Source organism: Pseudovibrio sp. Ad46 (assembly GCF_001623065.1).
Taxonomy (GTDB): domain Bacteria; phylum Pseudomonadota; class Alphaproteobacteria; order Rhizobiales; family Stappiaceae; genus Pseudovibrio.
Genome location: NZ_LMCG01000016.1, coordinates 1 through 10,988, shown reverse-complemented (window position 1 = coordinate 10,988; position 10,988 = coordinate 1). Strand labels below are relative to the sequence as shown.

Annotated in this window: 11 protein-coding genes; all 11 read left to right on the top strand. The window is 48.3% G+C overall.

What is annotated here, in order from left to right; genetic code table 11:
- On the top strand, positions 1-1,026 hold a 1,026-nt coding region (gene tssI, locus PsAD46_RS04410; RefSeq protein WP_153040681.1), incomplete at its 5' end, for a type VI secretion system tip protein TssI/VgrG.
- 76 nt (positions 1,027-1,102) lie between these two features.
- Positions 1,103-1,948, top strand: coding sequence for a DUF4123 domain-containing protein (locus PsAD46_RS04405; protein WP_193776910.1), 846 nt, complete (start codon positions 1,103-1,105; stop codon positions 1,946-1,948).
- A 10-nt stretch (positions 1,949-1,958) separates the two neighbouring features.
- Entirely contained in the window at positions 1,959-3,314 is a 1,356-nt protein-coding gene (locus PsAD46_RS04400; RefSeq protein ID WP_063292564.1) for a hypothetical protein, read from the top strand.
- A 12-nt stretch (positions 3,315-3,326) separates the two neighbouring features.
- Positions 3,327-4,007 carry an HNH endonuclease gene (locus tag PsAD46_RS04395; RefSeq protein ID WP_063306229.1) on the top strand — a complete coding sequence of 227 codons (681 nt, stop codon included), beginning with the start codon at positions 3,327-3,329 and terminating at the stop codon, positions 4,005-4,007.
- 10 nt (positions 4,008-4,017) lie between these two features.
- Complete coding sequence (locus tag PsAD46_RS04390) at positions 4,018-4,521, top strand: SMI1/KNR4 family protein (RefSeq protein ID WP_063292566.1); 504 nt, start codon at positions 4,018-4,020, stop codon at positions 4,519-4,521.
- Positions 4,522-4,588: 67 nt separating this feature from the next.
- On the top strand, positions 4,589-5,140 hold the full coding sequence (locus PsAD46_RS04385; protein ID WP_063292567.1) for a hypothetical protein: 552 nt from the start codon (positions 4,589-4,591) through the stop codon (positions 5,138-5,140).
- Between the two features lie 196 nt (positions 5,141-5,336).
- Positions 5,337-6,203 (top strand): PAAR domain-containing protein, encoded by an 867-nt coding sequence (locus PsAD46_RS27565; protein WP_084404332.1) that lies wholly within the window; start codon positions 5,337-5,339, stop codon positions 6,201-6,203.
- 79 nt (positions 6,204-6,282) lie between these two features.
- The gene (locus PsAD46_RS27560; protein WP_084404331.1) at positions 6,283-6,549 is read left to right on the top strand and encodes an HNH endonuclease; all 267 of its coding nucleotides are present in this window, start codon (positions 6,283-6,285) and stop codon (positions 6,547-6,549) included.
- Complete coding sequence (locus PsAD46_RS04375; RefSeq protein WP_063292568.1) at positions 6,542-7,006, top strand: SMI1/KNR4 family protein; 465 nt, start codon at positions 6,542-6,544, stop codon at positions 7,004-7,006. The genes PsAD46_RS27560 and PsAD46_RS04375 overlap by 8 nt, the downstream gene beginning before the upstream one ends.
- Before the next feature lie 3 nt (positions 7,007-7,009).
- Positions 7,010-10,042: a DUF6531 domain-containing protein gene (locus PsAD46_RS04370; protein WP_063292569.1), complete on the top strand. Its 3,033-nt coding sequence runs from the start codon at positions 7,010-7,012 to the stop codon at positions 10,040-10,042.
- A gap of 591 nt (positions 10,043-10,633) precedes the next feature.
- Entirely contained in the window at positions 10,634-10,933 is a 300-nt protein-coding gene (locus PsAD46_RS27845) for a hypothetical protein (protein WP_153040680.1), read from the top strand.
- Positions 10,934-10,988 lie beyond the last annotated feature (55 nt).

The following is a 10,988-nucleotide window of genomic DNA, read 5'->3' as shown; positions in this document are numbered from 1 at the left end:
ACTTACAGCGCTGGGTTTGAGGTCATGCCCGCCCGCCTGCCATACCGGCCCAAACTGCTCAAAAAGCCCTTGGTGGATGGCCCTCAGATCGCTCATGTCACCGGGCCAGAAGGTGAAGAGATTTACTGCGATGAACATGGCCGGGTGAAAGTCTGGTTCCCCTGGGACCGTCATGGCAAGAAGAACGACACCTCCTCCTGCTGGATCCGCGTGTCCTCCAACTGGGCCGGTGCCAGCTGGGGCCACATCGCCATCCCTCGCATCGGCCACGAGGTCATCGTAGACTTCCTCGAAGGCGACCCAGACCAGCCAATCATCACAGGGCGGACGTATCACAACAATAACAAGAGTCCCTACACCCTGCCGGACTTTAAAACGGTTATGACAATCAAGTCGGATACTCACAAGGGTGTGGGTTCGAACGAGTTGCGGTTTGAAGATCAGGCCGGGATGGAGCAAGTATATGTCCATGCCCAAAAAGATCAGGACATCGTTGTCGAGAATGACCGGCGTGAACATATCCGGCATGACCGGCATCAGATTGTTGAGAACAACCGACACCTGCTGGTCAAGAACAACCATTATCAGCACATAGCAAAAGATGAATATCGTCGCATTGATAATGAGACGAACTGGATCTTCGGCGGCAAACTGCTTTTCAAGGTCTATAACGCCCTGCATACAACGGTTTACGGGGCTGTTGTGAACAGTTTTCGTGCTAACCGCTCCACCATGATCAAGGGATCGGACAGCCTCAAGGTTGAAGGAGGCTCGACGACAACCATTTTGGGCAAGACCACGGTTAAGGCACCCAATATTGTTCTGGAAGGCACCGAAGAACTGACCATCAAGGGTCCGGGTGGTTTCGTCAAGATTGATTCCGGCGGGGTTACGATTGTCGGCAACAAAGTGAAGATCAACCAGGGTGGTAGCCCGGGCACGGCGGCGGATGCCGCCCCACCACCGGCTGAAGAGCCAACGGACCCGAAAGCTGCTGAGGTTGCAACCGACCGGGGATACAGGTGATATGGCGTTGTCCTATACCAATATCCCTGACCATGTCAGCTGGGATGATCTGGCATCTCTTCGTGATGAGGGCAGATTGTTTGCTCTTGTTGATGCCTGCGGGAACAAGGATGTTCCTGGACATGTGGCTGATCTGAAAGAGGATGGCTTTTGTCTCTATGAGGAGCTGGCTGAGGATTATTACAATACGGAAGCGCCCCATCTTGTCCGACCCAAGGACGAGATGTGGGAGCATATTGTTAGCCTGACGCAAAGTGATGATGCTTGGGGCTTCTTTCTCGAGACACCTGATAGGGTTGCTACGTCCCATCTCGTTCAGCATTGGCGGAATTGGGTAAATGTTTATCCGCCTAAAGGGAACAGAACTGTTCTCTTCCGTTTCTACGATCCGCGCCTTCTTGAAACATTTTTGAGCTCAATGACGCCAGAAATGGCCCAAGCCTTCTGTGGTGATTTAGGGGCTTTTCATATCGCACCGAACAGCAAGGACAAACGCTTTTATACCTATCGCATCAATCACACCGAAGAAGCCGGGATTGCCAGCCTTCCGCCCTACCGGGTAGGTGCCAGGCAGTTCGAAGCATTGCGGGGCAGGCAGACTGAGCTTCGGCATGAACGCATTTTGGATTTTCTGCGTAAGGGCTTTGGCGAAAAGCTGATTGACCGAGGTGACAAGGACTTGCTGGCACTCGTTGCAAGATCGGAGAAGACCGCCAAAAAGCTTGGATTTGAAATGGAACGGGACAAGGTGAAGTTCATTGTCCTGACGACTGCTTTTGGTGAAGGTTTCCACGAAAATGGCGCGCTGCCAGAGGCGAAGTCCATTCTTTCCGGGCCAGATTTTATGTCCGGGCAATCAAAAATCGAACGATTGACGCAGGTGGCCAGGCGCAAGGATGCGTCCAGGCTGGGTGCAGCATAGGACAGGGGCAATGACACAGGCAGAAACAGCAGGCGGTCAGTCAACCGGAGATGTGATTGACCTGGCCGATCTTGATTTTTCGACAGTCAAGGAACACCCGGACAGGATTTGTGACCATTGTCCGAATGCATTGGCCGTTTTTGTTCATTATGAGGATTTTTTCCCGTCTCCAGGGGCTCCGTTTCACTTGATCCTAGAGGGGGGGGCGGAGACCAATGGCACCTGTGGTGACAACGGCATGGTGGCGATATATGGCCTGCCAAACGAGGCTGCCATGGTGCTGGCCGGTGAGGATGCCATTGAATACAAGCCGGAAAACCAGCAGAAGCGGAATCCAGATTATCTGAAAAACCAAGATATTGTTCGTGCGCGTCTTGCGCGGGATGAAGCGGAGCGCATGCGCGACGAGATTGACGGTACTGCGCTTGGTCGTCTGTTTGGTGGGCTGGACGATGATACACAGCGAAAAGTCAATGAATATAAACGGATTGAGGAAAATGCGAGAAATACCCTACGGAAACTGGATGCTGATGATGAAAGTTGGTTTGGTTGGATATGGGGTGCGCTGCAAGGAGAGTGGAATGACAATCCGACAACCGGGCAGATTATCTTCGATGCAGCGCTGACGGCCATTCCTATTATCGATCAGGTTGGCGATCTCAGGGATGTTTCTGCGATTGTGCTCAAGCTTTGTGATAGCAAGGTGCGGGAGGAAGAAGGCTGGTTGCTGTGGCTATCGCTAGGTATTTGCACCATCGGGCTGGTCCCTACTGTTGGATCGGTCGTCAAGGGGGTTTTCAAAACCATTTTCAATGCCTGCAAACCGTTTTTGAAGGCGACAGGCGATTTCCTGAAATCCTTCAAGAAGGCCGCATCACCAGAAATGATCAATTCCGTCATGGCTGTGGCGCGCTTCTTCTCTTCTGGCAATGCCGTCAAATGGCTTCAGGATCTGGCAGCCGATTTTCAGAAACTGATCAAGGAGGCTATGGGCCTCTTCAAAAAGTTTCTGGCTACCATGCAGAAACAAGCCAGCAAGGCGCTGGCAGAAGCACGGGCAAGCTGGACCTTGTGGGGATTGCGTGACACCTCTGGGTTGATCAAGGCAGCGGAACTGGCAGTTAGCAAGATTGTAGAATTCGCATCCAAGGCAGTTGGCATGGTCGAAAAAGCACTCGGAAAGCTTGATGATGTGTTTCAGGAATTTGTTCGCAAGATCATCAAATTTGCAGTTGGCAATCTGCGTGATGAAGACACGATCCGGGCTCTGACAAAAGATGCGGTGAAGATATTTAAAAATGCTGCGGCTAGTGGTGCGGCGGCTGGTGGAACGGCCTCCGCACTCCAAGCCAGTGCGCCGAGCTAAAAGGAGAGAGATATGGCAAAAGCTCCTTCATCAGTAGCTCGAAATGCTGGTCAGGCCGGATTGATCGCTGGTCGAAAAGCAGGCGGAGAAGCCGCCGGGCTGAACGGGATGACCAATATCAAAAAGAATGGCAAAGCTCCCGATGTTATTGACAGTTCAGCTGATGCCGCCAGTGGTGCAAGGGGATTAAACAAAGGGAAAAAAACAGAGTTAAGTGCTGATGAGTGGGAGGCTCAGCGGCCTAAAGGTACTCCGACAAAAAAGAATGAGAACTTTGTCAAAGCTGAAAAATATGCGGATGGATCCTACAGGGTTCAAATGAAGCACCCAAGTGGCGATACTTATAGCTTGCCTTACGATAAGGATGGAAATCCCGACTTTTACAATGTTAAAAATGAATCGAAGGACGGTGAACTTGTTGAAGCAGTTTATCCTGGAAGTGAAGTTAAGTTGGATAGCTTGGCTCATCCTAGTGATTACGCGGATAGATATGATCTGAATACGCAAAAGGGGCGTGAGAAAGCGAAAAAAAAATCTCGTAAAGTTGACAAAAGAGCAGCAGAACGGGCTTTTCAAAAAATATCTGATTACGAATGGCACCACAACGGTGGCACGAGCATGATTGCAGTTGATAGGGACGTTCATCAGCTCTTTAAACATCATGGTGAATTTTCGAAAAATTCGAAGAAGTAAAGGAAGAATGATGCCTCTTATTGACCCGAGTGTGAAGCCTGCTGATGACAGGGAAATTGAAGTCTTTAAAGCGTGGGCTAAGTATCCGATTCCTAATGACTATATTGCTTTTTTGAAGGAGTATAATGGTGGATATTTGACGGGAGAGGATCCATGTTTTTATAACAGTGATGATGATACGGAAGCCTGTGTTACGACTTTTATGCACGTATCTGAAGAAATAGATAAATGTATTAATAAAATATTTGAAAAGCGTTTCGCCTCTTACTCGGTTCCTTTTAATACTAAAGATATGAGAAATAACTATTTTGCTCCTGATCATTACATCAAAATTGCGGATGGTGCGCAGCATGAACATATAGTGATGGACCTGAAAACCGGCCATATTTTTAGTTTTGATGATGAGACAGAAGAAGAACTGGAAACAACAGAAGCATTCCTGGAACATTGCTTATTTCTTGCAGATAGTTTCGACAGTTTTTTCTCGCAGATTGTTGATGAAGGGCCTGAGTGAGTTTGACTGAAACTTGATTGGCAGTCGAGTTTGCAGTGCTTAGATGATTGTCTAGTTCGGAGTAGACGTGCAGACTATAAAATATGGATATCCAGATTTAAACGAGCAACTGGATGCGGGAATTATCTATCATGAAAAGGCGTTCGAGTTCAGTTTTCAGGATCATGAAAGCCTGAAGCAATATCTGGACTTTTGCAAGGAAAATGGAACAGGATCTGATCCTCTTCCCTGCTGTTTTGAGAAAGATAATGAATCTCTTTATATTGATTTTTTTGCGCGTCTTGCTCCGCATCCAGAGTATGGATTTGAGTCTGCGACCACGGTTGTTTCTTGTACAAAACAGCTTGAAGGTTCGATGATACGAGGCAATGTCAATGATGCTCTTATTATTGCGTATGGCACTCATTTATCGATTGGATTGGTTATCAGGGGCAAGTGTATTGGTAAGGTGTTTGCGCTTGAGGATATCAAGCCTCTAGTTCTTGATGATGATATGGATGACATACCCTCTGATATTGAAGGCATAACCAAACTCGGCGATAGTTTTGAAGAATTTATCGATGCCCTTACAGCAGATGAGGATGATATTGAGGAATGGAAAGAGGATCACGGTGAGTAACCTTCTGTTCAAACAGGGGGTATGGGGAGCTGGGGATACCAGCACGAGAAGGGCAATATAAGTGACGTGTTCTTTCGCGGTGATTTAAGCTTGAACCAGAAATTTTGAGAGAATTCAGGCCCGTTAGATTTGGTTTTGTCAGGGCTCGTTGCGGGCTTCATCGGATATTGTTTTTTGATTTTGTGGGAGAGGCGAAATGCCAAAAGCAGCACGATTTGGAGATATTGGGGCAGGCCATGGCTGTTTTCCTCCGACACCGGCCATTAGTGGTTCCAGCGATACCTTCATCAATGGCAGAAAGGCCGTAAGGCTAGGTGATGCGTTTGCTCCGCATGGCTGCCCCCAATGCCCTCCTCATCCACGTTCCCTGTCTGCCGGGTCTGCTACCGTATTCATCAACGGCAAAAAAGCAGGACGTGTGGGGGATAGTATCGGCTGTGGCGGCTCTGTTTCAGCCGGCTCCGGTGATACCTTCATTGGTGATGTGGGAATGGGTGGTCCTCTGAAGAACTGCATGAAAGGCGCAAAGGATAATGCATCGCCTTTGCTGGATCCGGGTCTGAGCAGGCTGGAAGATCCTGCGTCGGCCGAATTGCTTGCTTTCAAGGAGGCTCTGTCGATGCCAGTCCCTGAGCTTGGTTCATTTGTGCAGGATCAACTCGCTTCAATTCTGGAAAGTGGAATTCAAGACATCCTGTCCCACCATGTTGCGTCGCATCTGCCCCAAGTTGGGCTGGATGGCCTAACAAGTAAAGCTCTTGATGCGCTCAACACTAGGGTGTTGCAGAGCGACGCTCTGATTGGTGCTCTGAAAGGCAAGGTGCCGGAAGTTACCTCTCAGGCTGTCTCCCGTGTTTCGCAGAATTTTTCCGATGCTGTGTCGTCCGAGACATCATTGGGAGAGCCATTGTCTGCGACCTTACCGAATATTCCAGATAATCCGTTAGTGGGGGGATTGCACGCTCTGGCCCAATCAGGAAACCCGGCAAAGCTGGACTCTGTATTGCGTCCGCAGGCCTCGGATATGTGTGTAAAGCTCATGGCAAATGCCTGTGGTCTCTGAGTTTGCCCGAACGTAGTTGAAGTTTAATCGGTCTTCACGCCTTCACAAATCGGTTTTAAGGGTGCAGACACGAACATGCATGCAAGAAACAGGTCGGATTGGATCTGTCAAAGCGAGATTAAAAGAGAAAAATATGACTGTATCAAAGACAGCTAAACCCAGTCGGATACGTGACTGTTATATGGCAAACCAGCATGCAGGGCATGTCAGAACTCCAAAGGGGTTTACCTGGCACCATGATGGCGCCAATCCGGGTACATTGCAACTTGTCGATTCCAGCATGCATAACGCCTTTCCTCACTCCGGTGGTGTTTCGGTAATCAAGGAGCAGCTGAAGAATGGCTAAGGCAGTGATATTGGACGCTTCCACCGGGCTTGATGAAGCAGCTCTTGCATCTTTGGAAAAGAAACTAGGGTTTGCTCTGCCAGCAGATTACCGGTCGTTTTTGTCTCAGCACAATGGCGGTAGACCGGTACCAGAATGCTTCTCGTTTCTTGATGATGATGGTCCCTATAGCGACTCTTTGGTGGACTGGTTTTTGTCAGTGGGAACTGATGATCCGTCAGATTTACTGGATTATTGTTCCATGTATGTCGAGGACGAGCGTGTTCCATCCCATATGCTTCCCATTGCACATGATCCCTTCGGTAATCTGATCTTGCTGTCCTTGTCTGGAGATGATGCAGGCGCGATATATTTCTGGGATCATGAAAATGAAGGGGACGCTGATTACAGCAATCTGAATTATATCGGGAAAAACTTGGATCATTTCCTTGAACGTCTCTTCAGCTTTCAGGGCTGACATATGTCCATACTTTATGACCTTTATGATTATCGGGGGCAGAGGCCTGGAAACACCCGGCTTGTGGATTCAATTTTTAATCCTGTCTCTGGTGAAGCGACCTTTTCCAGAACTGATCTTTATTATCCAGGAAAAATTCCCCTCTTTCTGACCTCGACCTGGCAGTCCATGTCACTTTTCAACGGACAGACTGGCGAGGGATGGATTGATAACTGGAGCCTGTATGTTCTGCCAGGCCCGGAATGGTTGAGCCTTCACCTGCCAACGGGTGAGATAGCACGTTTCCAGATACCCTGGTCCGGGGGAATTTCCACCAATCCTGTTGTAAAGGACTGGAAGCTTGAAATCCTGAATATGCGCCCGACCTTTCGGGTGGCAGGGGGTTTGTTTTACGAGTTTGGTTTGTCGGACGGTAAAAAAGTTTTTCTGCGCAGGTTATATAATGAAGCTGGCGATGAAATCTGTTTCAAACGATCAGCATATGGAAATTTGACCAGTGTTTCCCGCGGTGACGGGCTGCATCTTGATATTCATTGTGATGATTTGCAGATCAATCGGATAAGCGAGCGGGATCGGGTAACCGGTCAACTAAAGGATGTTGGTTCCTATCGATATGATGATGATGGCAGGCTTGTACAGGTTCGCTCGGCATATGCCGGAGAGTGGGCCTATATGTATAATGAAGACGGGAAGCTTACCCACCGGGTGAGACCTTCAGGTGCGTTTGAAGCCTTGCAGCTAGATAGTGATAACCGGCTTTTAAACAGGCGCTTCAGGCATGGCATGGCGCCGTTGGAGTGTGCCTATCCGGCCACTGACAAGACGGTAATCCGCCGTGGTGGAGACGCAATAACCGAATTCAACATTGATTGTGACCAAGGCGTTCTTTCCTCTTTCAGGTTGGCAGATGGGCGAACCGTTACCTATCACTGGCAAGATGGCCGCTTGCATCGGGTGGAGGCAGGTGAAGATACAAGTCTGGAATTCTCATATGAGGATGAATGGGGCCTGCTCGCGTCAATAGGGGATGGTGATCAGGAGTTTTTGAGAATTGGTTATGACGATGCCGGAAATCCGCTTTCGATGAATTTCCGGGGTCTGGAATGGTTGCTGAAGTATGCTCAAGATACGAAAGCCCTGTCGGAACTTATAACGCCAGATACCAGCTTCAGCTTTACAGACGGGGTGATACAAACACCTCGATTAGCCTCATATTCTCCATCAGAATTATTCGGTTCTTTGGCTGAGATTGTAGGAAAAAGGCCTTTGTCGGTAGCTGGTCTCATTGAATTGCCGCAGTCTGTTCAAGAGGGTAGAGCAGAGATATTACTTGCCCATGTTCATGATATTCTTTCGGCTCCTGTTGAAAGAACCAGCTGGCGAGCAGCTCTTTCCGGGGATCCTTCTTGTATTCATGTAGACCTGCCTCATAATCTTCTGGACCGTATGTCCAGTTTGTTTCATGCGGCTTTTCTAGGTGTATCCGAGCCTTTGTTGTCTCCTTTTTCCTCCAATGTGGTGCCTGCATCGCATCTTCAGTTTTACCATGCTGATAATCACTCTGATTTTGTCGAGATTGGAACCGAAGTTATTGGTCGGGATGTCTTTGGTCGCCCGGTCGGTTTGGAGGATCGCTCCGTCGAAGTGGGTTTCAGTCGTTCCGGGTTTATAAATGATCTTGCAGTTGCAGGTAGTTCCGAGGAATGGACCTTTTCCTCAACGGGGGCTGATGTGTTTGACATTGCCCGAACAGCTCATTTGGCAAGATCCGAACAATCTGATGGAAACATCAAAACCAGTGTCCATCAATGGGATGCAAACTTGACTGACCAACCTCAGCAATCGCTGGATGCTGCGTTTGATGGCGTTGGTCGCCTTTGCAGTTTGACCGATGGTCAGCAAGTTCTCAAAAGAAATTATTTGGGAACACTTCTTGAAACGGAACAGATTGACGACAGGGTTTTTCGCTACACTTATGATGATACTGGTCGGTTAAGTGCTGTTACAAGTGATCACTTTTTTGCTCAGATTGAGAGGGACGAGGGTTGCGACATCGTAAAACTGAATGGGCAAAAATTTAAATGCTATTCAGATCAAAGCTGGCAAGTTATCGACGATCCTGACCACGCGATTTTTCGATTCAATACCGAAACGGACTATGTAACCGGAATTGTCCAATCGGGGACTATTGATAATCAGCATGGCATTCAAACCAGTTTTTCAAGGAGATTTTCCGACAAGGAAGGCGAATGCATCGACGCTTCAGGAACAGATCGCTACACATTAAGAGCAAATGGGTTTGTCTGCAAAAGTGCGGGTTTCTACCTAAATGTGAACCAAGTGGATGGTTATTTGAGGATTGACTTGAATGGTCAGGAACTGCTGATCACAGATCATGGTGACCGGTTTGCTCTGGAGTCCAAAGGTCGAGAAGTGGCATTTAATACTCAGCATAATCCTGCTGGGGCTGTTCAAACCGTGACGCTCGTTGCGGATGACCGGGATATTCTATGCTACGAATTTGATCGTGATGTTGTTGGTAGGGTTAAGTCCATTCGATTTTCCAACTTGCTTCCAGGATTTTTGCAAAGCTCAAGGGCAAGTAATCTTCATGATGAGGTAGATCTGAATTATACTCTTACGGGTCAGATTTGTGATGTCAGAATGAAGGAAATCGGGGGAACACGACGCTTCTGTAGCCCTTATTATGCTGCAGGACATCGCTGGTTTATGATGCTGGATAATGAACCGGTTTCGTGTCTACCCTGTATGAATGGGGTGCTGCTCAGAACCGACGATAAGACACGCTATACCTTTCCCTTCGATCACACTCTTTTCGGTGCTGATGCTTCTTCGCGAATAGCCGTACGTATGTCAAAACTGAACAGCTTTGGAATGTTTAGTGGTATGTTTTATGTCCTGTCGCGGCTGCAGGTTCTCGATAACTTCTTTCCTTTTGGTCAATTGATCCCCGAAGGTCTGATATGGCCCCAAATACCGTTCTGGAAGGGACCTTACGGGGCGCCATCAAGTTAACTCTGACCTCAGTTCCGATCAGTTACAAGCACCACCGGTTTCTGCCTTAAATCATTGCCCATGTTGTATGGCTCTATCGTAACCGGTGTTCAGTCCTCGCCTTCCAATTTTGATTTTTGGAGTGTGTCGCGTTTAATCGGTTTCATATCCTACAGCCTTGAAGACGTTGCTACACTCACCCTCTTTGAGCCGTTCGCAGTCTTACCCGACAGCCTGCCAGAACTCGTGATAACTTCTTGCAGCCGCCTTTCGGATGCTTGACGATGTAATCTCGATAGGATTCAGGGCGGGAGGAGCAAAAACTACGCGCCGCGCTGTCTAAGATATTGCGTGAGCGGTGAGCGTGCGGTGAAGGCCTAAGCACAGATCAGTTGATTTGAGTAAGGAAGTGTTTCGACCCGAGATCTTGCTGACTGGAGTGAGAAATGAGGCAAAAAGACATGCTACTTGAATGGCGGTTTTGAGAACTGCTTTCCGAGAGTAGGTTCCCTTTCGTTCTACTCGTTACTAAACGAAAATTTTTCCGCGTTCTCACTCCCCGGTTTGCACTAGTCTACAGTGGTGTTCGTGATTGTTAGGTTAGGAGATCCAATGGGGGAGATTGCAGCGTGTGAACTGGCGCTTGTCGAAGGGCTTTTCTTCAAAGAGGCTTTTGGCAGATTATTGTTTGATCGAGATGAGGTGAGTGAAGCAATCTATGGTGCAAGCGTAGTTGCTTCAGTTTACGATTGGTCACTCGAGAGCATTTGTTCTTATTTTTCCTATCTCTCGCCTAGCTGTTGGCCTGTAACTGCTGACCTTCGAATTTTAACTCAGCGCTGTCCGTCGTCAAAGATAGTTGGACAAAATTGGCTTTCGATTAGTGGAGTGTCTGGCCCAATTGCGTGTTGATGTTAAGCGGCTTGTGCGTGGTAGCGCAAGCGTCGGTTTTGAATAGTTCTGCGTT

What these genes read in the sequence shown, in the direction of transcription:
- PsAD46_RS04390 (WP_063292566.1), top strand. Translation starts at nt 4,018, where the DNA reads ATGCCTCTTATTGACCCGAGTGTGAAGCCTGCTGATGACAGGGAAATT.
- PsAD46_RS27560 (WP_084404331.1), top strand. Translation starts at nt 6,283, where the DNA reads ATGCAAGAAACAGGTCGGATTGGATCTGTCAAAGCGAGATTAAAAGAG.
- PsAD46_RS27845 (WP_153040680.1), top strand. Translation starts at nt 10,634, where the DNA reads ATGGGGGAGATTGCAGCGTGTGAACTGGCGCTTGTCGAAGGGCTTTTC.
- PsAD46_RS27565 (WP_084404332.1), top strand. Translation starts at nt 5,337, where the DNA reads ATGCCAAAAGCAGCACGATTTGGAGATATTGGGGCAGGCCATGGCTGT.
- PsAD46_RS04375 (WP_063292568.1), top strand. Translation starts at nt 6,542, where the DNA reads ATGGCTAAGGCAGTGATATTGGACGCTTCCACCGGGCTTGATGAAGCA.
- PsAD46_RS04370 (WP_063292569.1), top strand. Translation starts at nt 7,010, where the DNA reads ATGTCCATACTTTATGACCTTTATGATTATCGGGGGCAGAGGCCTGGA.
- PsAD46_RS04395 (WP_063306229.1), top strand. Translation starts at nt 3,327, where the DNA reads ATGGCAAAAGCTCCTTCATCAGTAGCTCGAAATGCTGGTCAGGCCGGA.
- PsAD46_RS04400 (WP_063292564.1), top strand. Translation starts at nt 1,959, where the DNA reads ATGACACAGGCAGAAACAGCAGGCGGTCAGTCAACCGGAGATGTGATT.